Raw genomic sequence first — 25,533 nt, forward strand, 5'->3', positions numbered from 1 at the left:
TGTCCCGCGGCCGGTGCAGACCCACTTGACCTCCCACTCAACCCCGGAAACGGTCACAGCCGGTCCCCGATCGCCATGCGCCGGTGGGCGTCCCGTGCTCGTTCGTCAGCAGCACTGGCGGCATACCGCCCGACCATCTCGCGGGAGCGCCAGCCAGCTAGCCGCATGAGGTCGTTCTCCTGCCCGCCGTTGGCGAGCCACAGGTGGGCGAAGGTGTGCCGGAACATGTGCGGATGGATCGGGTCGAGGCCGGCATCCTTGCAACGACGTTCCAACATCTGCCGTACGCCCGAGTCCGTCATCGGGCCCTTCTTGCCGATCCACAGCCGCTCGGAGGTGCGGGCCATGGGATTGCGACCGCGGTCGCGGATGTAACGGCGAAGGGCGTCAGCCGTCTTGGCTCCGTAGGGGCAGGCGCGACCCCTGCCACCCTTGCCCATCACGAACGCCATCGACTGCTCGCGGTCGACGTCCTCAAGCTTGAGCCCAGCCAACTCGCCCGCCCGCATACCGGTGTCCAGGAAGAGTCGGATGATCGCGGTGTCCCGCCGGTTCTCGAACGTGTTGCCGCCGCAGGACTTGAGGAGCCTGGCGAGCTGCTCGAGGTCGAGCACCGGCACCGGCTGCTCTGGCACGCTCGGCGGACTCATCGTCTCCATGGGGGTGCGGTCGAGCTCGCCGTCGACCACGAGCCACCGGAAGAGCTGCTGGAGCGACCGGTAGTGCTTGGCGACCGTGGCGGGTGCGACCCGGGTGTGCATCTCAGCCAGGTACCGCTCAAGGATGGGTCGTGTGATCGCGGTGTGCCGGCTGTCGAGCCCCTTCTGGTCGAGCCAAGTGCATAGCGCCTCGCCCACGGTCAGGTACGACTCGATGGTGCCGCGCGCGCGATTTCTGGCACGCAGGTGCGTGCGCCAGTCGTCGAGGAAGCCGCGCAGCGGCTCACTTGGAGGGGGTTGACGATTACTCACAACGAGGACAATACTCCTCTGTGCAACCGTTGTGCGGGATCGAATCCCAATGTTTTGGCTGGTGGTGGGGCGGGTGGGGCTCGAACCCACGACCCAAGGATTATGAGTCCTCTGCTCTGACCGACTGAGCTACCGCCCCTCGGGCGGCACCCTATCCGCGAGAAGCGCGAGGTCGGCCTCCATCTCGTGCATGTGCTCCACGACGCGGAATCCCAGCGCGGTGTTGGTGCGGTGCATGGCCGTGTTCGACGGGGCGGTCCACGTGTGGACGAGGCCGATGCTCGCGGGGAGCTCGGCGTAGTTGACCGCCTTGAGCGCAGCCCCCAGTCGGTGGCCGCGGTGATCGGGCATGACGAGCGTGTCGTCCTGCCACGCGATGTCGGCCCCGTGCGGGACGAACAGCAGCGAGTAGCCGCCGAATGCTCCGTCGACCCGACGACGGGCCGTGGCCACACGCACGTCGTACGACCTCATCAGGCGCTCCTCCGACGAGGCGAGCCGGGCGTCGTCCAGCACCGTCGGCTCCAGGTCGAGCTCACCGGTCGGCACATCGGCGTTCATCTGGTTGCGCATCTCGAGGTACGCCTCGCGGTGCTCGTCGGGACAGCGGCCGCGCCAGGTGACGACCTCGTACGCCGGATCGACCACGGCCTGTGCAGCAGGGCCCAGCGGGAGGCCCAGGAGGAGGTGGTCCTCGCGGTGCTTCTCGACCGCCCCCACCGATGCGGCGAAGAGCATCCCGGGACCACCGTCGACCGGGGCCACGGACACCTCTCCCCCGACGCGGGCGCGTCCAGCCGCGCGGGCCTCCGCCACGACCGAGTCCCACAGCAGGCGACCCACACCGCGGCGGCGGTGCTCCGGCAGCACGTTGACCTCGCACCAGCCCACGTCGAGGTTCTCGGTCAGCGGCAGCTCGAGTTCCGCCACCCCGACCAGGGCGTCGCCGTCGCGGGCCTCGAACCGGATGCGGCGGGCGTGCTCCCCCGGCTCCGTGACGGTGAGCTCGAACGCGTCGAACGCCTCGAGCAGGGCGTGCGGGCGATCGGCCCGTGCGGAGCGGTCCATCACCTCGAACCACGCGCGTCGGGCGGCCGGGTCTGAGGCGTCGAGCTCGCGGATGTGCACACCGCATCCGACACCTGCACCGTCTTCCGATCAACCCGATTTCCCCTCCGGGCGCCCCGTGCGCGTGGGACAGTGATGCGCCTCGGGATGGGAGGACATCGTGGGCAAGGATCGTGCAGCGCTGCTGACCCCGTCGCAGCGGCACCTGGTGACGCGCTTCGGCTACGGCATCGACGCGACGCTCGCCCAGGACGTACGCCGTGCCGGTGGCGCGCAGGCGTGGTTCGAGCAGCAGCTCACCCGACCCGGCGCATTCCCCGACAACGCCGCCGACGAGGTGCGCCGGTGGTGGCCCGACCTCGACCGCAGGCCGACCGACCTCTGGCAGGGCCAGATCCAGGAGGTGCGCGGCGGCTGGGAGGTCATGGAGGACTACGGCCGCTGGCTGCTCGTCCGACGGATCCGTACGCGGCGCCCGGTGCTCGAGAAGATGACCGAGTTCTGGGAGGGCATGCTCCATGTGCCGGTGAGCGGCGACGCGCACTTCACCTGGCGTGCCGACTACGGCGAGACCATCCGCCGGCACGCGCTCGGCCGCTTCGACCACCTGCTCGCCGCGACCACGACCCACCCGGCGATGCTGATCTTCCTGTCGGCGGCGACGTCGACGAAGCGGGCGCCCAACGAGAACCTCGGCCGCGAGCTGCTGGAGCTGCACACCCTGGGCGCGGGCAACTTCAGCGAGGACGACGTGAAGGCCTCGTCGCGGATCCTCACCGGCTGGCACGTCGACCTCTGGGAGACGTGGGCGGCGTCGTACGTCAAGGAGGACCACTGGACCGGCACCGTGCAGGTCAAGGGCTTCAAGGACCGGAACCGCAAGGGCGACGGCCGCGAGGTCACCCAGGACTACCTCCGCTACCTCGCCCACCACCCGCTCACCGCCCACCACGTGTGCGAGCGGCTGGCGACCAAGTTCGTCCGCGACGACCCGCCGCAGTCCCTCGTACGTCGGCTCGCAAAGGTCTACCTGAAGCACGACACCGAGATCGCGCCGGTGCTGCGGGCGCTCGTGGCCAGCAAGGAGTTCCGGACTGCCGGCGGCCGCAAGCTGCGTGACCCGAGCGAGGACGTCGTGGCGACCTACCGTGCCCTCGGCGTCCAGGTCGGTCGCCCCAGCCAGGGCGACTCGGGTGCCAACGCGATGCTCTGGCAGGCCTCCGGGCTGGGCCTCTCGCCGCACGCCTGGCCACGACCCGACGGGACGCCGGTCCGCGACGACATCTGGGCCTCGCCCTCGCGCGCGCTCGGATCGATGAGCATGCACTGGGCGATGGCGGGCGGCTGGTGGCCCACCGCCGACCTGCGCTACCGCGAGCCGAGCACCTGGGTACCGGCGAAGAAGCCGATCCGCTTCAAGGACCTCGTCGACGCGGTCAGCCGCGACCTGCTCCACCGCCCCGCGTCGAAGCACCTCCTCGAGACCGCGTGCCTGGCCACCGGCTGCCGCGCCAAGGAGCAGATCGACCGCGACCACGGCCTCTACCAGTGGGGCTTCGCGCGGCTGCTGGCCGCGGTCCTCGACTCCCCCGACCACCTGGCGTGCTGACATGACCTCCCACGACACTCCCCCGCGCCCCACCACCGCGTGCGGCTGCCCCGACTACGACGAGGCGCGCCTTGCGCTCAGCCGCAGGGCCCTGCTCGGCACCGCCCTCGCCGGCGGCGCACTGGCGCTCGGGCCTGGTCTGGCCGGCAACGGTCCGCGGGCGTACGCCGTCACCGGCCGGACCGCGAACCGGCTGTCCACACCGCTCGGCTCGGTGCTCGTGCTGCTGTCTCTCCGTGGCGCCGCCGACGGGCTCTCGCTCGTCGTGCCGCACGGCGACCCGGCCTACTACGCCGCGCGCCCGCGCATCGGCGTACCCCACACGGCGCTGCTGGCGCCCGACACCATGTTCGGCCTGCACCCGGCGCTCGCGCCGCTGCTGCCGATGTGGACCGCCGGCTCGCTGGCCGCCGTGCACGCCACGGGGATGGCGGTCCCGAACCGCTCGCACTTCGCGGCGATGGAGGCCATCGAGGACGCGGCACCGGGGTCCACCGAGCGCAACGGCTGGCTCAACCGGCTGCTCGGCGAGCTGCCCGGCACCTCGCCCCTGCAGGGCACCGCGATGGGCAACCAGGTGCCGACCTCGCTCTTCGGGATCAACCCCGCGTTCGTGGTCGAGGACGTCGACCGGGCCGAGGTGGCCGGCACCGACGACGACGGCCGGCGCCTCCTCGCCCTCCAGCACGCGTGGAAGAACGGTGGCCTGATGGGCCGGGCCGTGCGCGACGCGATCTCGGGAGCGCAGACCTTCGGGGCTGCCCGCGACCTCCCCGCCCAGGAGTCGGCCACCACCCCCTACCCGCAGACCGACCTGGGCCGGGCGCTGTCGGACGTGTCGCGGATCGTGCGCTCGGGCGTCGGTGCCGAGGTCGTCACGGTCGACCAGGGTGGCTGGGACATGCACACCGATCTCGGCACGGTCGAGTGGGGCGACATGCGGCGCAACGCCGGCGACCTGGCCGCCTCGATCGCCGCCTTCTTCGCCGACCTGGGTCCTGCTGCCGACCGGGTCACGCTGGTGACGCTCAGCGAGTTCGGGCGGCGGGTCAAGGAGAACGACGGCTACGGCACCGACCACGGCTACGGCAACGTGATGTTCGTGGCCGGGGCCGGCGTCCGCGGCGGTCAGTACTACGGCTCCTGGCCCGGCCTCGCCGACTCGCTCGACGCCGACCTGCTGGTCACCACCGACTACCGCAGCGTGCTGACCGAGGTCGTGACGCGGCGGTTCGGGGTCTCGGTCGGCCAGGTGTTCCCGGGCTTCGCGCCGACGGCCGTCGGCGTGATGGCTTGACGCGCGACCGGACCAGTCAGGCGACCGTCACCGGGTGGCGTACGACGGCGTCGAAGAAGTAGCCCTGGCTGTTGACCGCCGCCACGAGGGGCTGCGTACGTCCCCGGTCGTCGGTGGCACGGGCCAGCAGCTCGTAGCGCCCGGGGCGCGGGTTGCCCCAGCGCACGGACCACTGCGTCCAGCCCTGGTCCTCGCGGGAGCGACGGTCGAGGACGGCGGGACGCCACGACTCGCCGCCGTCGAGGCTGACGGAGACCTTGCTGATCTGACCGGCGCCGCTCCACGAGCGGCCGGTGAGGGTGACCGGCCGGGCCGGGAGGACGGCACCGCTCGCGAGCTCCCAGGCCGAGCGCACCGGGTTGACGGTCAGCGGCGGTGAGTCGCCGGGCCAGCCGGTTTCGGTCATCCGGTAGAACGTGGTGTTCCACGGGGAGAAGAGCTGGGTCTTCGACACCTCGAGCGAGCCGAGCCACTTGATGCTGGCGATCCCGACCCATCCGGGCAGGACCAGGCGGAGCGGGTAGCCGTGGTCGGGCAGCAGGTCCTCCCCGTTGATGCCCCACGCGAGGAGCGCGTCGTCGAGCGCCTTCTCGATCGGGAACGGCCGGCGGACGCGGCCGTACGTGCTGAAGGGGTCGTCGAGCCCGGTGGCCTGGATCGAGAACGCGTCGGCCGACAGGCCGAGCGAGGCGAGCACGTCGCGCAGCAGCACGCCGCTCCACCGCACCGTGCCAACGGCACCCAGGGTCCACGCGGTGCCCGACACCGTCTGGTCCTGCTGCGACTTGAAGAAGCTGCGGCCGTTGCCCGTGCACTCGATGACCGAGGTGAGCTCGTGGTGCGGCAGGGCCTGGAGGTCCGCGAACGACAGGCTCAGCGCCTCGCCCTCGGTCCGCGGCGTGGCCAGTCCGTCGCCGTACACGCGCAGGGCGTAGGTCGTGCGGTCGATGGGCGGCGTGCTGGTGTGGTTGCGCACGAACAGCCGCGACTGGGGCGTCAGGTAGGCCTGCGGTTCGACCGAGCTCCACAGCATCTCGGCGTTGGTGCCGAAGTCCTTGAAGTACGCCGGCGGCGTCGGCTTGAGGATGAACGGAGCGGTGGCGGAGGCCGGGGCGGCGCGCCACACCGAGGCGGGGGCCAGGGCGGCGCCACCAACGGCGGCAGCAGCGGTGAGGAAGCCACGACGGGTGGGGGCGTACGAAGTCATGGCACGACCATATAGGAGTAAGTCAGCCGTTTCACTACACAACACCCTCGGTGCCATGCTCGGACCATGACGGACCAGCGGGCGACCCCTCCCTCCTTCGAGCCCCTCCCCGAGGACTGGCAGACCGCGCTCTTCGTGGTCGCCCACCCCGACGACATCGAGTACGGCGGCGCCGCGGCCGTGGCGCGCTGGACCGGTCAGGGCAAGCGCATCGTCTACTGCATGGTGACCAGTGGGGAGGCCGGCATCGACGGGCTCCACCCCGACGAGAGCGGTCCGCTGCGCGAGGGCGAGGAGATCGCCTCGGCGTGTGTCGTGGGCGTCGACGAGGTCGAGTTCCTGCGGCTGCCGGACGGCATCCTGGAGTACGGCATCGAGCTGCGCCGCGCGATCGCCGCGGTCGTACGCAAGCACCGCCCGGACATCGCGATGACGATCAACTTCCGCGAGACCTTCGGCGGCACGAACCTCAACCAGGCCGACCACATCGCGGTGGGCCGCGCGCTGCTGGACGCCGTACGCGATGCCGGCAACCGGTGGATCTTCCCCGAGCAGCTGACCGACGGGCTCGAGCCGTGGGGCGGCGTGCGGGCCGTCTGGTCGGGCAGCTCACCGCAGGCGACCCACGCCGTCGACGTGACGGACACCTTCCAGGCCGGCGTGGCCTCGCTGAAGGAGCACAAGGCCTACATCGACGGACTCGGCTGGGAGGGCTGGGACCCCGAGGAGTTCCTCGACGGCATCCTCCGCGGCGGCGGCCAAGGCCTCGGCGTGACCCACGCGGCGACCTTCGAGGTCTTCCCGCTCGGCTGGGGCTGAGTGGTCGCCCTCGGCCGTCGCGAGCGTCGTCCAACGCGTGCGATGGCAAGGCGGACGAGCGAAGGCGTGGCGGAGCCACGACGAGTCGAGGACAACGCAGCCAGCGTGCGGGGTGGGCGGCGCGCAGCAGGCCATGGGCGGCCGACTCAGCCCCAAGGCTGATCCCTCAGCGGTCGCGGCGCAGGCGCCGCGGCTTCTTCTCCTTCGGCTCCACGTAGCGGAAGCGCGCCCCGACGAGCGGTGCGGGAGCGGGCGTCGCCGGTGGGGTCGGCGGTGCCTCCTCGACCGCTTCCGGCTCGTCGGGGTCGAACTCGGTCGGCACGGTGAAGAGGTCGTGGTCGGCGAGGATCGCCCGGATCTCGTCGATCATCGCGACCAGCTCGTCGTCGTCGGCCGACGGGACCGACGCGACCAGCGCGTGACGCCCGAGGGAGGCACCGACGAGCGCGCCCTCCTCGAACCGCAGCCGGACGAACCCGGTCGCGTGCTGGTCCTGCAGCGAGCGGAGGATCGCGAGCATCCGGGTGCCCGCCTCGGCGAGGTGGTGGAGGTCCTGCCGCTCCCCCACCGCCCCGATGACCCGCGAGCTCGCGGTGATGACCGAGCACCACTCGACGCCCCCGACGCGCGAGAGCCGGTTCAGGCAGTGGGAGACGGCCGCGGCGGTGTCGACGGCCCCCACGACGGTGAAGGTGGGCACCGTGCGCGGGGCGAGCGGCATCACGACCGCTCGGAAGGTGCCCTCGCCCGCGGGCGTCCAGGTCACCGCGACGATGAGGTGCTCGGCGCCGAAGGCCTCGAGCACCCGGAGGTCACCGGCCTCGACGAGCTCGCCCATCCGCCGGGCCAGCCGTCCGGTGTAGGGCAGCGCCGCGGCCAACGTCCCGGAGAGCCCGTCGTCGCCCACCACCGTGCCGTCGGGTCGGACCAGGAACTGGCCCGCGTCGGGGGTGTCGGTCGATCGGTCCGCGGTCATGCAGCCAGCGTGACCCAGTGCGGGTCCGGCCACGTGCCGTGTTACCCACAGTTCACACGCCGATCCGAAGCGTTACGTCACCGCAATGACGAAGGGCCCGAGGCGTGGCGCCTCGGGCCCTTCTCAGTCGTCTCCCGACCCTCTGCCGCCTTTCAGCACTCCGACGTGGCGAAGTTGCCGGGGTACTCCGGGCTCTTCGCCGTGTTGGCGCTCCGGTCGGAGTTGTTGACCAGCCCCAGGTCCCAGAACCCGCCGAACAGCCGATCGCTCAGCTCCCGGCTGCCCGACGCGTCTGCCAGGGCCGTGAGCATGGCCATCATGTCCGGACTGCTCTCCCGGATGATCTTGCCCTGTCCGTAGGCGCCGTTGCAGACGTAGTAGACGTTGTGCGCACCCACCCAGTCGATCATCTGGTCCGCCGTGGTGTCCCGACCCACCGACCCGACGTCCGCCTGCATCTCGTCGGGGCCGTAGCCGCCGTAGATGAAGTCCTTGCCGTTGGTCGTGCTCGAGATGCCGTCCTCGTCGGCAGTGTCGCGGATCTCGGGCACGATGACCGGCTCCGTGTCGGTCTCGGACTTGTCCTTGAGGTCGAGGTCGTCGGCACCGTAGCCACCGAACAGGCGGTCGTGGTCGGCGCCACCCCACAGGATGTCGTCGTCGTCACCGCCGAACATGGTGTCCATCCCGACCTCGCCGTTGGCGATGTCGTTGCCGTTGCCCAGGAAGAAGGCGTCGTTGCCGTCGCCGCCGAGAGCCACGTCAGGGCCGCCGTTCTGTGCCTGGTTCTGGGGCACGTATGTCTCGGGCACGAACGAGCCGCTGACGTAGATCGCCTCCGCGATCGTGGTGCCCTTGACCGTCAGTGTCTTCGGCGGACCAAAGGTGCTGGCCAGCGTGTGCTTCACCGTCGCGAGGTCGCCGAGCATCGTGTCGTTCCCGGTGCCGCCCTCCAGCCGGTCACCCGAGCCCAGAGCCACACCGTCGTCGAGCTGGCCGTAGAGCGTGTCGTTCCCGTCCTCGCCCAGCAGCAGGTCCGAGCCGTACGACAACGCGTTGGCCGTGTCGGCCATCGCGACGTCGGGCACCGGGTGTCCACCGGACGTGGGTCGGGTGATCCGGCCGTTGTCGCCGAGCACGGTGTCGTTGCCGCCACCGCCGTAGACGGTGTCCAGCTCGTCGGCCAAGGTCGCCGCCGTGGGGTCGAGCCTGGGTGTCATGCCCTCGGAGAGTCGAGCTCCGTCGAGCCCGAGGGGCCGCCCGTTGGTGGCGGAGGAACCGCCGATCAGGTCGTCGTCACCGCTCCCGCCGTAGAGGGTGTCGGTCCCGCTGTTGCCCTCGACGTAGTCGGAGGCCGAGCCGGTGGTGACGCGGTCGTTGCCGCCCTGACCGAAGACCCGGTCCGACGCGCCGGCGCCCCCAGCGGGCGGACTGCCGCCCCAGATGGTGTCGGCACCGCTGGTGCCAGGCGCCGGCGTCGCCGCAGGTGCAGTCGAGATGGTCGCCACGTCGGCCAGCTGCGTGATCAGGCGTCCGGAGGTGAGGCGCAGCACCGTGGCGTTGTCACCGAGGATGAGGTCGCTGGCCACCGCCCCGGCACTCGACACGTCGCCGGAGATCACGTCGTTCCCGTCGAGCTGGGTCCGGGCACGCGAGACGGCGTCGTCGAGCGTGCCGCGGCCGTCGGGGCTCAAGGACGAGCCGCCGATGATCACGTCGGCATCAGCACCGCCGGTCAGGCCATCGGCGCCCTCGTTGCCCTCGACATGGTCCTCCCCGCTTCCGGCGTCGATGACGTCGTTGCCGCCCTGGCCGAAGAGCCGGTCTGCGTCCGTGCCGCCGGTGATCAGGTCAGCGTCGGAGACACCCGTCGTGCCTGCCTCGTCCGCCCGGGCGATGTGTCGTGTCATCGACGTCGGCCGGGTGATCCGGCCGTTGTCGCCGAGCACCACGTCCGCGCCGGCACCGGAGTCGATCACGTCGGTCCCGCCGTCCAGCAGCCCGGCCGCCGAGGCGTCGAGCGGCCCGGTCAGGCTCGCGGACAGGCGGCCGCCGGTGCCACCGAGAGGCATCGCGTCATTCGTGGAGGAGCCGCCGATGATGTCGTCGGCGCCGTCGCCACCCGTGATGGTGTCGCCACCGTCGTTGCCCTCGACGTAGTCGTCGCCGAGGTCGCCGCGGATGGTGTCCGCGCCGCCCTGCCCGAAGAGCCGGTCGGTGAGACCGCCGCCGTCGAGGATGTCGCCGCCACGGGTCGTGGCGCTGGGCGCCGTCGTGAGGGTCGCCACGTCGTGCAGCCGGAGCACGTAGTCGGGACCGACCAGGCCCTCGACCCGGATCGGCAGGGCGTTGTCGCCCGCCACCAGGTCGGAGCCGTCGATTGCGTCCGGACCGCCGTCGCCCCGCAGGACGTCGCCGCCGTCGGCAACGCCCGCGCTGTCACGGTCGGTCGTGAACGCGCCGTCCTCGGTCGCATCGAACGTGCTGCCGCCGATGACGACGTCGTCGCCGTCGTCGCCGTACCCGAAGTCGCTGCCCGGACCGCCCTCGACGAGGTCGCTGTCCTGGCCGCCGCGGACCAGGTCCCGACCGGTCGAGCCGATGACGACGTCACAGCCGAAGCCGCCGTAGAGCTCGTCGTAGGCGAGGTCGGCGGTGCCCGGCGAGGCCGCCGGCGTGCCGTCCACGCCGTCGCCGACCAGTGTCGTCAGCCAGCGGGTGGGCGTCGCGGAGCTGCACTGCACCGCACTGCTGTCGAACACCAGGTCGGAGCCCTCGGACACGGTCACTGCGTCCGGGACCCACGGGAGGTCATTCCACGGCACGGCGGCATCGGTCACGTCGTCGACGATCGCCCGGGACACGGCCACGCCGTTCTCGGCGACGAGGACGTCGTCCTCGCGGCCGCCGAGCAGGACGTCCTGGCCGTCGCCGGACTCCGAGGTGTCGCTGCCGCCGACCAGGTCGTCGTAGCCCTCGTTGCCGCGGAGCCGGTCGTCGCCGTTCTCGCCCTGGAGGTGGTCGTCCCCGAGGCCGCCCACGATCACGTCATGGTGCGGACCGCCGAGCAGGACGTCGGTGCCGTCGTCGCCCAGCAGCAGGTCGTTGCCGTCGCCACCGTCACCGAGGTCGGTGCCGTCACCGGCGCCGAGGTAGTCGGAGCCCGTGCCGCCGCGGAGCTCGTCGTTGCCCTCGCCGGCCAGGATGCAGTCACCCTGGCTGTTGCTGCCGGCGCCCGTTCCGGTGCCGAGCATCGAGGGCAGGTCGATGAAGCCCGTGTCGTCCGGGTCGCCGGTCGCGTTGCCGTCGCGGTCGAGGTCGACCTGACCCCCGAGCACGACCACGTCGCTGCCGAGCAGGCCCTCGTAGACCTCGCTCGAGCCCGGGGCCTGCAGAACGCCGTCCGTGACGTCGAGGCCGGCCAGCTGGCCAGTGTCGGCGGTGAGGCCGTCCTCCGCCTCGCCTGCGTAGAGGTCGCCATCGAGGTCGATCAGGCCCCGGACGACGCGGGTCGTCTGGTTGCACGCCAGCAGTCGCTGGTCGAGGGCAGGTGCCGCGCCGCCGTCGGCGGTCGTGTCCTGACCCTCGCCGTACGTCGCGTCGTCGCCGAGGCCGCCGACCAGGAGGTCGGAGCCGTCGCCACCGGCCACGATGTCGCCACCGTCGCCACCGTCGAGGAAGTCCCTGCCGTCGCCGTCGTGCTGGTCGCTGTCGCCGAGCGATCCGTCGAGGAACCGCTCGCCGCCGCGGACCAGGGTCACGTCGTCGCCGAACATCACGTCGTTGCCCGGACCGCCGTCGGCCCGGTCGTTGTCGGCGCCGCCGCGGATGACGTCGTCGCTGTCTTCGTCGTCGTCGGAGCTGTCGCCGGAGATCTGGTCGTCGCCGCCGCGGCCGCAGATCTCGTCGGGGCCGTCGCCGCCGTCCAGGGTGTCCGCGGCGTTGCCGCCCACCACGACGTCGCTCTCCGGGCCACCGGTCACGAAGTCGGTCGTGCCGGCACCCGTGATCTCGTCACCGGAGATGCACAGGTCGTCGAGCTCGGCAGGGGTCGGGGTCTTCGCCGTGTCGATGTCGACGTCCTCCTCCGAGAAGGTGTTCTCCTCGTCGGGGGTGATGGTGCCGTCGTCGTCCTCGACGCCCTCCACGAGGACGTCCACCCGCCGGGTCCCGGTCGTGAAGAGCGATCCCAGCGTGACGCCGGTCAGCGAGGCAGCCTCGCCACCGACCACCACGTCGCCACCGTCGCCACCGTCGACGACGTCGCCGCCGCCGCCACCGACGAGCACGTCGCCGCTGTCGAAGCCGAGGCGCACCTGCCGGGCGACCACGTCGTCGTCCGAGCCGTTCGGCAGCACCAGCAGGGCGCGTACGTCCCGTCCGGGCCCGCCGACGAGGCTGTCGCCGCCGGCCTCGCCGTTGACACGGTCGCCACCGGGGCCGCCCTCGAGCCGGTCGTCGCCGTCGCCACCCGTGAGGTCGTCGCGTCCCGCGCCACCGCCGACGACGTCGTTGCCGATGCCACCGTTCGCCACGTCGTTGCCGAGACCGGTCTCGATGCTGTCGTTGCCGTCGCCGCCGTCGATGCCGGAGTCGTTGCCCTCACCGGACACCAGGACGTCGTCGTCCACCCCACCCGTCAGACGGGTGACGCTGGTGGTGAAGGGCGTGGTGGCGAGGGTGAACTCCTTGGTGACCGTGTCCTGCTCGTACTCCTCGCCCGTGAGGAACGAGATCTTGTCCTTGAGCACGCCGCCGTCGGCCTCGAAGGTGGGTTCGCTTGTCAGGTCGAACGGTTCACCCTGCTTCTCGGTCGAGAGGGTGATGCCGGCCTGGTAGATCTGGACCGTCCAGATGCCCGCGTCCTCCGTGACCTCCACGTTCTGGACGCGCCCGAAGCCGGAGATCTCGTACGCGGTGTACGGAACTTCCTCTTCGTCCACTATGCGAACCCGGTCGAACTGCCGCACCTCGAAGTCGTCGGCCTTGTCGGTCTCGGCCGTGCCGGTCTCGTAGCGCATGCCGCTCTGGTCGCCGGACGTCAGCGTGAGGCTGTTGCCAGTCCGGTAGACCAGTCGCGGGGTGCGGTCGGGGCAGCCGTACTCGAACAGCGTGTAGGGCCCGAGTCGGAGGATGTCGAACTCGTACTCCAGGGAGGTCAGCAGCAGCTCGATCTCCACGAAGATCGAGATGAACGCCTCCAGCTCCGCGCTGGCGTCGAAGATGCAGGCCGCGTCACCCGAGAACACGTCCCGGATCTCCGCGGTGCGCAGCCGGCCGTCGTCGTCGGGGTCGTTGATATCGAGGTTGATGCTCAGCGTGATGCCGCCCTTGAGGCCGGCGGTCACGATGCCGATGCTGACGCCGGCGCCCGCCTCGAGCGTGGTCACCAGCGCGACCTCGGGTACGTCGACGCCGTCGGCGTCGAGGTCGTCGACGTAGAAGCCCTCGCGGATCACGTCTCCGCCGTCGAAGTCGTTCTTGTAGATGTCGATCAGCGCGCTGACGTCGCCCGGCGAGACCGAGCGTGCGGCCAGGGTCTGCGGGTAGGAGTCGAAGCCCATCGCGAGACGGCCCTCCACGGAGATGGAGCCGCCGACGAACGGCACGATCGGCACGGGGCCGGCCATGATCGGGCCGAACTTCGCCGAGTACGCCACCTGGGCGGCGAGCGTCCCGAGGTCGAGGCGGAAGTACGACACCTCGCCCTCGCCGGTCAGCACGTCGACGAGCTGGTCGGGGTCGGACAGGAAGGGCAGCGTGAAGCCCGGCAGCTGCCCGGTGATGTCGCGGGTGCTCTGCGCCACCTTCGCCCGCGTGTTGCGGGCGCCGGCGCGGTTGGCACCCGTGGTCTGGCCGGCCGCGCCGGCCTTCGCCGCGTCTTCGACGGCGGTCGCCTCGTCGGGGCAGGGCTGTGGTGCGGCCTTCTTGGTCGCGGTGGTCGTGCCGGTCGTCGTGGACGTGCTCACCGTCTCGGTGCACTTGCCGTAGAGGGCCACGTCCGAGGGTTGCACCGTGAGCAGTGCGCCCACGTCCGCGAGTGCCTCGAGCTCGACATTGCCCTCGGCGATCGGAGCGAGCGTGCCGATGATGCCGACGGCACCCTCCACCAGACCGATGACCCGGGTGGCCAGCTCGAGCTGCGGCTTCTCGGTCGCGGCCGCAAGGGTCTCGAGCAGGAAGAGGAGGGAGACCTCGTCGCCGCCGGCGAGCTCGGACAGGTCGGAGATGACCGGGATCGGCGTACGCAGCACGTCGATCACGTCGCGGACCGGCGCGAGGTAGGGGTCGACCACAGCGAACGGCGTCGCCACGGCAGCTGCCACGTCGCCGACGTCGAGCTTGACGCTGTTGTACGTGACGCCGATGACCTCGTCCTTGCCGTCGACCACCTCGGTCACGTCGAAGCCCTCGTCGGTGCTCCAGGGGATGTCGATGTAGCCGGAGAGCCCGAAGGTGCCGAGGCTCTTGTCGTCACGCTCCGTGATCGTCTGGAAGTCCAGGCTCAGGCCGGCCTCGTCGTCCGACGGCGCCCCGGGGCCCTTCTCCGACTCGGCGAAGGCCGGCAGGGCCTTGAGCTCGCCGTCGTAGAGGTCGAACAGGTCGTACGTCTCGGCGGCGGGCTCGATCACGATCGAGGTCGCGATGCCGCCGTCCGGGTCGGGCGGGGTGTCCTTCGGATCCTCGGGGTCCTCGTCGCGGCACGGCTCGCAGTCGTCGTCGCTCAGCGAGAGACGCGCGGGCAGGTAGCCGACGATCGCGTCGATGCCGTCCTCGGGCAGGCTCGCCTCGACATCCAGCAGGAGCTGGTCGCCCTCGCCGACCACGACCTGCGGACCGACGCCGCGCTTGAGCTGCAGGGTGACGGGAAGGGTCCAGTTCGTCGTGGTGTCGACCATCTCGACGGAGCGGACCTCGAGGCCCGCCAGTCCGGTCTGGAACGGTGTCTCGCCGACGATGGGCGCGTCGTTCTCGAGCTCGAAGCCGACCGTCACCGTCTCCCAACCGGTGGGCGTGTCGGTGGTGCAGACCTCCGGCTCGACCGGCTCCTCTCCCGGCAGGGGCTCCACCGGCGCGCATGGTGCCGGGTCGCAGTCCTCGCCCGTGCCGCAGGTGACCGTGACGGCAACGTCGGGCGCGTCGACGTCCGCAAGCCCATCAGTGTCGGTGATGGCGGTTGCGACGGCGACCTCGAGCGCCTCCTTGAGGGCGGCGCCGGTTGTCTGCTCGTCGATGGCCAGGTCGCCGAACTCGTCACGCAGGCTCGAGGTCAGCGTGGTGAGGGTGTCGGGGACACCGGCGCCGGCGTCGAGGTTGGTGCCGATGAGCGGCGCCGAGATCGGCGTCAGCGTCTCTGGGTCGAGGTTGCGAGGAGCGGCGCCGTCCATCGCCGAACCGAGGGCAGCGGCGAGGCCGTCGAGGCCCTCGGCCAGGAACCGGACCTGCATCGCGTCGGGGGCCGGCTGGGCCGCGCCCGCGCCACCGGAGGAGTCCGTGGCGTCGGCGGCGTAGCTGATCACGTCATCCACGCCGACGGGCAGGTCCGCCGTCGCCGCACGATCGGGGTCGCGGAGGTTGCGCCTCTGGGTCTGGAGCTGCTCGTTGGTGGCGTCGTAGTCGGTGAGGACCTGGACCCCGAGGGTGGCCGAGCTGCCTTCGCCGATGACGGCCAACTCGCTGACGCCGGCCGTCAGCGGGTGCTCGTCGAGGTCGGCGCCGGAGCGGTCGACCGTCGCCCGAGAGTCGGTGCCGGTCGCGGCCGCAACAACGGGACGTGCCGTGGTCCGGCTGACGTTGATCGCCAGGGTGGTCGTCGACACCACCTTCACCGGGACGGTCTGCTGGACGGTCTCGGCGTCCGTGGTGGCCCTGGTCGGGCCGCTCGCGACCTGGCCTCGGCCGCCCGGCACGGCATCGTCGAACCGCAGTGGTGCAGCGAGGAACGTGTCCGCCGGGGCGCTGGCCTCCAGCGAGATGCCGAGCGCGTTGCTGCCGAGGGAGTAGGTGAGCTCCGGCGTATAGCTGGCGGCCGAGCCGCTGGTCTTCACGAGCTTGGTCACGGCCCGGGCGAGCTCCTGGGCGCTGGAGACCGGTACGGCTGCGGTGCCCACCTCGTCCTCGGTGGCCGACCGGGCGAACGCGGCGATGCCCTGGCTCAGGGCCTCCCGCTCGACGGCCAGCTGGGCCGGGGTCAGGTCCACGAGCGGCAGGGTCGAGGTGTACTGGTCGAAGTCCAGCGAGGGCGTCTCGGTCACGTTGTCGCCGGCCAGCCGGTCGAAGCCGGCCAGCGTGGTGGCCAGGCCCTCGATCACGGAGTCGCGCATCGCGAACGGGTCACCGAGCACGATCGCGTTGACGGGCTGGCCGTCGGTGAAGGCCGGCTCGTCGTCGGGCGCGAGCTCCTGGCAGGTGAGGCTGTCGTCGTCGACGATGGTCACGTTCTGGCAGGCGGCGCCATCAGCGATCAGCCGGCGCGCGACCTCGACGCCCGGGTTGGCGGGCACGTTGAGGACGTCGTACAGCGTCCTGCCGTCAGGCCGCGGGCTCACGTCGATTCGTACGCCATTGCCGCTGACGGCGGCGGTGCCGGCGAAGAACGCGGCGGGGACCGGGTCGAACACGCGCAGCGGGATGTAGCCCTCACTGACGGTGACGGTCGGCAGGCCGGTCGGGCTCCAGGAGACTGTCGCCTCACCCTCTGCGGCATCCGGGCCGGTGGCGAACGTCGAGCCGGACAACGGCTCCTCGGTCGCGGTGAACGCGATGGAGGCGGTGACGGCGGAGGTGAGGTCGATCTGGTCGGTGTCGAGCGCGCCGTCCTCGGTCAGCAGGTCGGAGATCGGCAGCGCGGCGGTGGCCGAAGCACCGCCCGAGAGCACGCGCGTGAGCTCGACGGCCGGTCCGTCACCGACCTTCCCGAGTCCGAGCTCGGTGAGGTCTGCCTTGACCTGGAGGAAGCCGATCCGGGCCGGGAGGTCGGTCACACCGCTGGGGGGCGTGGCCTCGAGATTGGCGATGGTGAGCAGCGATGCGTCGTTCGGCAGCAGATACGTCGCACGCCCCTCGCCCTGCTCCAGGTCACCGGTCTGGATGCCGAAGCCGACGTCGAAGGTGCTGTCGAGGGCAACGGCCTCCGCCTGGGCGGGCGGGAGCTCCTTGTCGGGGTCCTCCGGGTCCCGCGGCGCGCGAAGACCGGTCAGGCCGACCAAGGCACCGACGGTGCCGGGGTTGCCGAGGTCGAGGTCCTTGCTGCCGGTAGCCTGCGCGATGCCGACCGACACGTCGAGGCGATCCGCCCCCAGCGAGGCCGAGGCGGTCGTCAAGCCGCCCAGCTCCTTGATCCGGGCAACGATTTCCTGCACGGTGTGCGGCATCGAGCGCGCAGTGAGCTGCTGGCCCTGGGCGGTGAAGCTCACCTGGAGGTCGGGCTCGCCGTCGGAACCCGTGATCTCGACGACCCCCGAAGGAGCCTGGCCGACGGCGGCGGCCGGCGGCGTGCCCACGATCGAGCCGGAATCCTTGAGGCTCCAGCTGACTCCCGTCAGGTTGCCGAGGCCCTGCGCCGTGGTCGCCTGGCAGTAGACGGTGTCGCCGGGAGCGGCGATGCCGATCGGCGGGTTCTCCGGGGACAGGCCGCAGACGACCTGGGCGGCCGCAGCGGTCGAGAGCAGGTCGAGCAGTCGGTCGCCCGGCGCGAACAGGTCGGAGGTGCCGCCGCCGAGGTTCGGGAACGGCACGTCGGCTGCGTCCTGCAGCGCGAGCACGGTGCCGGTGTACTGCGCGAGCGAGGTGAGTCCGTCGACCATCGACAGGTCGGTGGCCTGGGTGAGCTTGTCGCCGTAGTCGCGGTCGGCGTCGGATGCTGAGGGCCACACGCCGTCGGTCGGGGTGCTGGCGGCGTCGACGGCCAGGAGGCCGGTCCGCTCGGCGACGGTGCCCCCGCTGAGCGAGGTGGGCAGCGCGAGGTTGAAGCGGACGTCGATCGTGTTGGTGCCGGTCTCGACCCGGAACAGGTCGGGAAGCGTCGAGTAGCGCAGGTCCTCCAGGGTCAGCACGCCGCGCCCGTCGGGGTCGCGCATGGTGATGACCTGGTCGCGGTGGATCTGGTAGCGACCGCCGGTCACCCCGACGTCGGTGAATCCCTGGCGGGCGTCGAAGGCGGTGAGGCCGGTCTTGTCGATGTCGACCGAGAGGTCCATGACCGGCTGGCTGACCAGGGCGACCCGGAGCAGCGGGTCGGGCTCGTCCAGGTCGACGGCGACGACGAAGGGGTCGCTGGCCCGGGTCTCGAGGGCCACGGTGACGTTGCCGGCACCGTCGTTCCGGCCGAAGCGCAGGTCGCCGTCGTCGTGGACCAGCGCGAGCGGGGCGGTGACCGTACGCTCGTACGTGAACGCGATCGTGTCGGGGACGCCGTCGTCGACGACCGTGATCCCCTCGACGGCCTCGAGGGCGTCCTGGAGGTTCGTGCCCTGGAGCGCCTCGTCGAAGCTCTCGGTGAGACTGGCGTCGAGGCCGAGCACGTCGGCGAGCGAGGTGTCGGTGAACGGCAGCGGAGTCGTCAGCTGGGGCGTCTGGCCGACGGCGGAGATGGCTCCCGCCAGCGCGAGCACGCCGATCCGCTTCGCCGACTCGCCGTCGGCCGGGGCGGCTGCTGCCTGGGCGGCGGACGACAGCGCCGCCGGGCTCACCAGGACGACGGTCATGCCGCCGACGGCCAGGAGTGCGGTGACGCGACGACGAGTACCGGTGATGCTCACGATTGTCCCCCCGTGGCCCACGCACTATGCGAACCGGCCCCTTCACGGGAGTCAACCTCACGCTCGCCGTTTGCGATACGAAGCTGGCCGTTATGTGTGACGCGAGGCGCTTCCTAGAGAATTTGGTCTAGACCACCACGTGGAGAGTAGGCAGATCCTGCGGGTATCACGCGGATCCACCTGTCGTGCGAGCTCCTGGTCCGGACATGCAGACGGTGCCGCGCGATGCGCGGGTTGAGTGGCCCACCGAGAACATCGGTGTCTCGGGCGCTAGCGAGTGTCTTGACAGAAACGTGGACGCCCGCATCACGCCTCACGGCGCAATACTGCGTCCTAGTGGGCGTTGTGAGCGCCTCGAGCACACGGCCCATGTGCCGCGGACTCGGCGACCTAGCCGATGGCGGCCGAACTACCTCGACGGACCCGTCTTATGGGAAGCATCCTCGTCGCATTGGTACGCCGAGCGCATTCGCAGATCGTCGCGGGGATCCGCTGGCGCACAGCACCCGCGAGCGGGTTGTCCCCTTCGCGACGACATCCAAGTTGCCCCGACCACCACAAGGACGAACATCCCGAAGGCCAGATAGGCCATCTGCGTCTCCGCTCCCAAGCGTCGTGGTGGTTGGCGGGCACAGGCGGCAACTGAAACAAGCCGCAGATCAATCTACTTTTCGTGCGCTCATGGGGACCAGCGTGTCCAACGAGGTCGGGTCTGGGGCCGGCTGCATGGTACCGAGGTTGCGCCTCGGACCAATCCGGTGTGACGTGGGTCACGAATCCCAAGCGGGGGACCCCACCACCATCTAGGAGTTTCACATGTTCGACAGCAAGAAGAAGCGTTTCGCGATCGCTGGAGCGACGGCCGCAGCGGCCATCACCGCCGTCGTGGTTCCCATGGGCATGGCTGTCGCCGGCCACACCAACACCGTGCTCGAGGCCGACCTCAAGGGTCGCGCCGAGGTCGGCACCAGCAACCGGATCGCAGGTGACCCCAACGGCAGGGGTGAGGCCTACGTCTTCGGCGTCGACGGCGACCCCACCACGCTCTGCTACGTCCTGACGGTCGACAAGATCGGCACGGCCGCAGCGGCGCACATCCATGAGGGAGCCGCTGGAACCAACGGACCAGTAGTGGTCAACCTGGCTGCACCGGCCGACGGCAACGCAGCGGACTGCTTGACCGAAGGCGAGCCGGGCAAGTTCGTCGGGGACCAGACCGTCGCGGAGATCCTGGCCAATCCCAGCAACTACTACGTGAACGTGCACAACGCCGAGTACCCCGGCGGCGCGATCCGCGGACAGCTGATGGCCGAGCGCTGAGCTCAACTCCGCCCGACGCGCGCGGCCACGTTGCCGTCGCCATCAATGATCAGGCTGCTGGGGATGGCTGCGCTGGGGATCAAGGAGCCAAAGGGCAGTAGTACTTCTCCGACTGGATCGAAAACGCTCGGATACGGCACCTTGAACTTCTTCACGAAGGTGTTTGCCGACGCGCGGCTGTCGCGGGTGTCGATGCCGACGAACCGGACGCCTTGGGCGGCGGTGTCGTTAGCGACGCGGACGAGCCCGGGGGTTCGGCGCGGCACGGGCCGCACCACGATCCCCACACGTTGATGACGATGACCTGGCCGTCAGGTCGTCGGTGTTGAACGCGGCGTTGTCGAGGGTCCGTCCCTCAAGTGGTGGTGCGGGCTCGCGATCGCCTGCCGGGTAGAGGGTGAGGCCGGGTTCGGCGATGCCGCGGTCGGCGCTGGTGGGGTTGGAGCTCCACGGGGTGGTGCGGCCCAGCCACAGCACGAGGAGCACGGCTGCGATGCCGGCAGTTGCGGTGAGTGCGATGCGGGTCGGGCCGGCGGGGCGTCGTGGTCCCGTCAGGCTCGGTTGCTGGGTGTCCTCGGTGTCGGTCATGGGACGCTCAGCTCGATCTGCTGGTCGGGTTCGAGCAGGAGGTCGGCGGGATCGCCCGGCACGGAGGTGCCGTTGCTGGTGACCTTCACTTCCTCACCGCTTCCGGCCCGGACGCCACCGATCTGCGTCGGGGTGAGCGCTACGCCCCACTGGATGAACAACTGGCCGAGCGTGAACTCCTCGCCGACTGTGTCGGCTTCGATGTGGATGGTGCCGTCGCCTTCGTGGGTGTGGACTGCGGACATGGCACCCGTGGCGGGGTCGACGCCGATGTTGGGCGTGACCGGTACCGGTCGTCCGTCGATGATGATGCTCAGGCGGGGATGGTAGTGCTCAGCAGTGCCCATCGGGCCGAGGTCGAGGCCCGCGGCCGCGACCCTTTTCGGGACCTCAGTGGGTGCGGGCCACGGTGGGCCGGAAGTGTCGTCGGGCGCGACGCCTCCCGAGCCGAACGCGCCTGAGCTCGAGCTGGTCGAACTGGTCGGGGCCGGGTCGGTACTGCAACCGGCGACTGTGAGGGTCAGCGCTGCGAGGCCAGCGGCCACGACAAAGGTGGTGTTCACGTGGTGTGCTCCGGAGGGTCAGAGTTAGTCGGCTGTCGGTTGACGAAGTGAAGTCAGGTGGGGCCGTGCGGACGCCATCGCCGCCGATGACGTCCGTACGGCATCTCTCAGGACTCCAGGAGCCCCTTCATCGTCTCGACCTCAGCGGTTTGGGACGTCGCGATGTCGCCGGCGAGATCTACGGCGGCCTTGTACTGTCCGTCGCCCTGCTCGGACTTCGCCATCTCGATTGCGCCTTCGTGGTGCTCGACCATCATTTCCAGCCACATGGTCTGGAAGTCGGCGTCGGAGGCGTCTTCGAGTGCTCCCATGTCGTCGGAGGTCATCATCCCCGGCATGTTCTCGTCGTCCATGGAGCCGCCCATGTCGTCCATGTCGTGACCGGCGTTGGAGTGGTCGCGCACGGTCTCGGGGACTTCTTCGTCCCAGTCGGTGAGCCAGTCGGTGAACGTCTCAATCTCCGGGGCCTGTGCTTCGCGGATCTGTTCTGCCAGCTGCTGAACCTCAGGGTCAAGAGGTCGCTCGATGGTCAGATCCACCATCGAAAGTGCTTGGGCGTGGTGCTGAAGCATCTGGGAGGCGAACTCCACGTCAGCATCGTTGTGCTCGGTAGTAGACACCTCCGACGACGTGGCGGTGCTGGCGTCGTCGTTGCCGCAGGCGGCAGCGGTCAGAGCCAACGCGGCGGTGAGGGTGAGCGCGCCGAGGGCGCGGGTGGTGCGGTTGGTACGCATAGGGGTTTCTCCTGAGGGCAGGCGTGACTAAAGGGGCAGCGGCGTGCCGCCTCGCCCCGGGCTGGGCGGGGTGGCGGCGTGCTGCCTTTCAGCACCTGATGACGGAGAAGTTCCAGGCGTACGGTGGTCCGGTTCCGAGGCGGGCGGTGGCCCACGGGGTGCCGGCGGTGGGGACGGTAGGGCGATGCGCCCAAACGCGTGGCCTACGGCGTAGGCCGAGGAACAGGAGCAGAAGCGCACCGGCTGTGGCGGCAAGCATGGCGAAGCAGAGCATCACCATGCTGCCCAGGCTGTGACCGTTATCCCCATCCGGTGCAGTGCTGGACATGCCAGCGTCCGGCCCGGCTGCTGGGGTGGCGACCAAGCCAGTGGACATGTCGCTGTGCGCGCCAGCCATGGGGCTGGTCACCGCGCTGGTCATGGTGGAGTGGTCGGTGGTGCTCATGCCCATGACGCCGTGGCTGCTTAGGGCGTGCATTCCGATGATGCCGAGAACGATGGACGCCACGAAAGCGGTGAGGAGCGCGGGCACAGCCCTGCTCACCGTGTCGGTCCTTCGACGCATCGTGGTCATCTCTTCCAGCCTACGGGCGTAGGTGATGTCGGCCCAGTTGAGGTGGGGTGCGCCAATCGGGAGGGCGTGGTCAGTCCATCATCGCCTGGTGACCAGGCGAGGTCATCACGTGCTCGTGGCCCGGTGACGACATGAAATGCTCATGCCCCGGTGCGTTCATCATCACGCTCATTCCGGGGGGTGTGTCGCCGTTGCCCTGCGCGGCGAGCGCTGCGCCGGGAACGGCGAGCAGTGCGATGGCCGTGGCGCTGCCCACGATTGCTGACCGAAGGTGGATCTTCATCTTGGTTCCCTTCTAGGTGGTGCAGGTCATGCGAGGTGTTGGGTGCGCAGGCGGAGCGCGTTGGTGATGACGCTGACCGACGACAGGGCCATCGCGGCGGCGGCAATCATCGGTGAGAGCAGGAGCCCGGTGACCGGGTAGAGGACTCCGGCGGCAATCGGGATGCCTGCGACGTTGTAGGCGAACGCGAAAACGAGGTTCTGGCGGATGTTCGACATCGTGGCGGCGGACAGCTGCCGGGCATGGACGATGCCGGTGAGGTCGCCGTTGAGGAGCGTCACACCTGCGGATTCGATGGCTACATCGGTGCCAGTGCCCATGGCGAGGCCGACATCGGCTGCGGCCAGGGCGGGGGCGTCGTTGACGCCGTCGCCGGCCATGGCGACCACTCGGCCTTCGGCGCGGAGGCGTTGCACTACGTCAGCCTTGTGGTCGGGGAGGACTTCGGCTTCCACCCGGTCGATGCCCAACGAGCGGGCGACGGCCTCTGCGGTGACCCGGTTGTCACCGGTGAGCATGACCACCTCGATGCCCGCAGCATGCAACGCCTCAACTGCCGCGGGGGTGGTTTCCTTGACGGGGTCGGCGATGGCGAAGATTCCTGCCACGTGGGTGTCGACGCCGATGAAGATGGCGGTGGCACCGTCGCCCCGCAATCGGTCTGCTTCGGCGAGGAGTGCAGCCGGGTCGATGTGCCGGCTGGTCATGAAGTCGGCGCTGCCCAACGTCACGGTGTGTCCATCGACGACTCCTACTACGCCGCGCCCGACGGGTGAGTCGAAGTCGCTCACCTCCGGGATGGCCAGGCGCCTGTCGTTGGCTGCGTTGACGATGGCCTGAGCCAATGGGTGCTCCGAGGCACGTTCGACTCCGGCAGCCAGCCGCAGCAGCTCCGTCTCCTCGAAGTCTCCACCTGCAGCGACGGGAACGATGTGGGTGACCGAAGGCCGTCCTGCGGTGAGGGTGCCGGTCTTGTCCACCACGAGGGTGTCGACCTTCTCCATCCGCTCCAGCGCTTCGGCGTTCTTGATGAGGACACCCATCTGCGCGCCGCGTCCCACCCCGACCATGATCGAGACCGGTGTGGCGAGCCCAAGCGCACACGGGCAGGCAATGATCAGGACCGCGACCGCGACAACCAGGGCGTGCGCCAGTCGCGGGTCGGGGCCCACGGTCGCCCATACGGCGAACGCGACGACGGCGATGGTGATGACGATGGGAACGAAGACGGCGGCAACCCGGTCCGCCATCCGCTGGATGGGCGCACGGGAGCGTTGGGCTTCGGCGACCATCTGCACGATGCGGGCCAGCATCGTGTCGCGACCTACCTTCTCGGCGACCATGACCAGCGCCCCGGTCTGGTTGATGGTCCCACCGATGATCGCGTCGCCGATGGTCTTCGTGGTCGGCATCGACTCACCGGTCACCAAGGACTCATCAACCGAGGAGCGTCCTTCCTCGACCGCACCGTCTACCGGCACCTTCTCGCCCGGGCGGACCCGCAACCGGTCACCGAGTTGAACCTCGTCCAGGGCCACTTCCTCGTCGGTGCCGTCGGCACGGACGCGTCGGGCCGTCTTGGGGCTTAGGTCCAGCAATGCCTTGATGGCACCCGAGGTCTGTTCACGGGCTCGTAGCTCCAGCACCTGCCCCAGCAGGACCAAGGTGGTGATGACGGCGGCGGCTTCGAAGTAGACATCGACGGTGCCGTCCAAGCGGAACGCTTCGGGGAAGATGCCCGGTGCGATTGTGGCGACCACGCTGAACAGCCAAGCGACACCGGTGCCCATCGCGATCAGCGTGAACATGTTCAGGTGCATGGTCCGGACCGACGTCCAGCCCCGCTGGAAGAAGGGCCAGCCCGCCCACAACACCACCGGCGTCGCCAACACCAGTTGGACCCACGCCGAGGCTCGCGGGGAGATGAGGTCGTGGACTGCGGGGAACAGGTCTGCGCCCATCCCGAGGATGAGGACCGGGATGGACAGCACGACACCGACCCAGAACCGGCGGGTCATGTCGATGAGCTCCGCGTTTGGGCCGGTGTCGGTGGTGACCAGGACCGGTTCCAGTGCCATCCCGCAGATGGGGCACGAACCGGGTCCGGGCTGTCGGATCTCCGGGTGCATCGGACACGTGTACTCCGCCACCTCAGCCCCGGCCGGAACTTCGGCTGCGCCGGCCGCCGAGTGGTCGCCGTGCCTGGCGTGCTTACCGTACTGGTCGGGGTCGGCCTCGAACTTCGCCCGGCAGCCTGCGGAGCAGAAGTGGAACGTCTCCCCATCGTGCACCGCTGTCAGCGTGCTCGTCGCAGGGTCCACGTCCATCCCGCACACCGGGTCCTTGACCGTCAGGGTGGCGGGGCGTGCGTCGTGTTGGATCGGGTGGCTGTCCATGATTCGAGGATACCCCCTAGGGGTATATGGTCAAGGGCCGAAAGACCTGAGTCCCGAGATGAAGAAGCAGGGCGGTCAGAGGCGCTTGGGCTCGTCGGCTGAAACCGTCGTCTGTGTCGTCGTGGGCGCAGCGGGGGCGTTGCCGTGCATGCCACCCATGCCCTTCATCATGAAGAACATCATGAGCGGGCAGACCAGGAACAACAGGAACGCGACAGGCATCCCTGCCCACACCGCTAACGCGGCACCTGCGACGAGCGCAACGCCATAAAACGGGTAGTGGTCCTTGTTCATGACATCTCCCAACATCAACCGACGAGAGTATCCCGCCTACCTACAGCATCGGCGCGTGGACGGACCCTCGGCAG

17 protein-coding genes and 1 tRNA gene are annotated in these 25,533 nt (G+C 70.1%); 4 read left to right on the top strand and 14 right to left on the bottom strand.

Annotated features, from left to right (window positions below; translation table 11 throughout):
- Positions 1 to 53 precede the first annotated feature (53 nt).
- The 3 genes from EUA94_RS00100 to EUA94_RS00110 all read right to left on the bottom strand — a co-directional run bounded on the left by EUA94_RS00100 (position 54) and on the right by EUA94_RS00110 (position 2,099).
- Positions 54 to 971: a tyrosine-type recombinase/integrase gene (locus tag EUA94_RS00100; RefSeq protein ID WP_165356741.1), complete on the bottom strand. Its 918-nt coding sequence runs from the start codon at positions 969 to 971 to the stop codon at positions 54 to 56.
- 62 nt (positions 972 to 1,033) lie between these two features.
- Positions 1,034 to 1,110: transfer RNA gene (locus tag EUA94_RS00105), tRNA-Ile, on the bottom strand.
- The gene (locus tag EUA94_RS00110) at positions 1,101 to 2,099 is read right to left on the bottom strand and encodes a GNAT family N-acetyltransferase (RefSeq protein ID WP_129423482.1); all 999 of its coding nucleotides are present in this window, start codon (positions 2,097 to 2,099) and stop codon (positions 1,101 to 1,103) included. Before EUA94_RS00110 ends, EUA94_RS00105 begins: the two co-directional genes overlap by 10 nt.
- Before the next feature lie 100 nt (positions 2,100 to 2,199).
- Between EUA94_RS00110 and EUA94_RS00115 the strand changes: the two genes are divergently transcribed.
- The gene (locus tag EUA94_RS00115; RefSeq protein ID WP_165356742.1) at positions 2,200 to 3,648 is read left to right on the top strand and encodes a DUF1800 domain-containing protein; all 1,449 of its coding nucleotides are present in this window, start codon (positions 2,200 to 2,202) and stop codon (positions 3,646 to 3,648) included.
- A 1-nt stretch (position 3,649) separates the two neighbouring features.
- Positions 3,650 to 4,945 carry a DUF1501 domain-containing protein gene (locus tag EUA94_RS00120; RefSeq protein WP_129423486.1) on the top strand — a complete coding sequence of 432 codons (1,296 nt, stop codon included), beginning with the start codon at positions 3,650 to 3,652 and terminating at the stop codon, positions 4,943 to 4,945.
- 16 nt (positions 4,946 to 4,961) lie between these two features.
- On the opposite strand, the gene EUA94_RS00125 is transcribed toward EUA94_RS00120, so the two are convergent.
- A complete protein-coding gene (locus tag EUA94_RS00125) occupies positions 4,962 to 6,152 on the bottom strand; it encodes a sulfite oxidase (RefSeq protein ID WP_165356743.1) in 1,191 nt (396 codons plus the stop codon).
- A gap of 66 nt (positions 6,153 to 6,218) precedes the next feature.
- On the opposite strand from EUA94_RS00125, the gene EUA94_RS00130 reads away from it, so the two are divergent.
- Entirely contained in the window at positions 6,219 to 6,971 is a 753-nt protein-coding gene (locus EUA94_RS00130) for a PIG-L deacetylase family protein (RefSeq protein ID WP_129423490.1), read from the top strand.
- A gap of 166 nt (positions 6,972 to 7,137) precedes the next feature.
- Here EUA94_RS00130 and EUA94_RS00135 read toward each other — a convergent pair whose 3' ends face one another.
- A complete protein-coding gene (locus tag EUA94_RS00135) occupies positions 7,138 to 7,947 on the bottom strand; it encodes a hypothetical protein (RefSeq protein ID WP_129423492.1) in 810 nt (269 codons plus the stop codon).
- A gap of 152 nt (positions 7,948 to 8,099) precedes the next feature.
- Positions 8,100 to 18,707: a hypothetical protein gene (locus EUA94_RS00140; RefSeq protein WP_129423494.1), complete on the bottom strand. Its 10,608-nt coding sequence runs from the start codon at positions 18,705 to 18,707 to the stop codon at positions 8,100 to 8,102.
- 816 nt (positions 18,708 to 19,523) lie between these two features.
- On the opposite strand from EUA94_RS00140, the gene EUA94_RS00145 reads away from it, so the two are divergent.
- The gene (locus EUA94_RS00145) at positions 19,524 to 20,027 is read left to right on the top strand and encodes a CHRD domain-containing protein (protein ID WP_165356744.1); all 504 of its coding nucleotides are present in this window, start codon (positions 19,524 to 19,526) and stop codon (positions 20,025 to 20,027) included.
- Positions 20,028 to 20,029: 2 nt separating this feature from the next.
- Here EUA94_RS00145 and EUA94_RS00150 read toward each other — a convergent pair whose 3' ends face one another.
- From EUA94_RS00150 to EUA94_RS00185, 8 genes are all read right to left on the bottom strand, one after another.
- Positions 20,030 to 20,293 carry a TlpA disulfide reductase family protein gene (locus EUA94_RS00150; RefSeq protein ID WP_165356745.1) on the bottom strand — a complete coding sequence of 88 codons (264 nt, stop codon included), beginning with the start codon at positions 20,291 to 20,293 and terminating at the stop codon, positions 20,030 to 20,032.
- A complete protein-coding gene (locus EUA94_RS00155; RefSeq protein ID WP_129423498.1) occupies positions 20,256 to 20,615 on the bottom strand; it encodes a hypothetical protein in 360 nt (119 codons plus the stop codon). Before EUA94_RS00155 ends, EUA94_RS00150 begins: the two co-directional genes overlap by 38 nt.
- Entirely contained in the window at positions 20,612 to 21,178 is a 567-nt protein-coding gene (locus EUA94_RS00160) for a hypothetical protein (protein ID WP_129423500.1), read from the bottom strand. Before EUA94_RS00160 ends, EUA94_RS00155 begins: the two co-directional genes overlap by 4 nt.
- 107 nt (positions 21,179 to 21,285) lie before the next feature.
- Positions 21,286 to 21,912 (bottom strand): DUF305 domain-containing protein, encoded by a 627-nt coding sequence (locus EUA94_RS00165; RefSeq protein ID WP_129423502.1) that lies wholly within the window; start codon positions 21,910 to 21,912, stop codon positions 21,286 to 21,288.
- An 88-nt stretch (positions 21,913 to 22,000) separates the two neighbouring features.
- A complete protein-coding gene (locus EUA94_RS00170) occupies positions 22,001 to 22,486 on the bottom strand; it encodes a hypothetical protein (protein ID WP_129423504.1) in 486 nt (161 codons plus the stop codon).
- 70 nt (positions 22,487 to 22,556) lie between these two features.
- Entirely contained in the window at positions 22,557 to 22,769 is a 213-nt protein-coding gene (locus EUA94_RS00175) for a hypothetical protein (RefSeq protein ID WP_129423506.1), read from the bottom strand.
- 26 nt (positions 22,770 to 22,795) lie between these two features.
- On the bottom strand, positions 22,796 to 25,165 hold the full coding sequence (locus EUA94_RS00180; protein ID WP_129423508.1) for a heavy metal translocating P-type ATPase: 2,370 nt from the start codon (positions 25,163 to 25,165) through the stop codon (positions 22,796 to 22,798).
- 75 nt (positions 25,166 to 25,240) lie between these two features.
- Positions 25,241 to 25,459, bottom strand: coding sequence for a DUF2933 domain-containing protein (locus tag EUA94_RS00185; protein ID WP_129423510.1), 219 nt, complete (start codon positions 25,457 to 25,459; stop codon positions 25,241 to 25,243).
- Between the last annotated feature and the right edge of the window lie 74 nt (positions 25,460 to 25,533).

The sequence above is a fragment of the Nocardioides zhouii genome, from assembly GCF_004137345.1.
GTDB lineage: Bacteria > Actinomycetota > Actinomycetes > Propionibacteriales > Nocardioidaceae > Nocardioides > Nocardioides zhouii.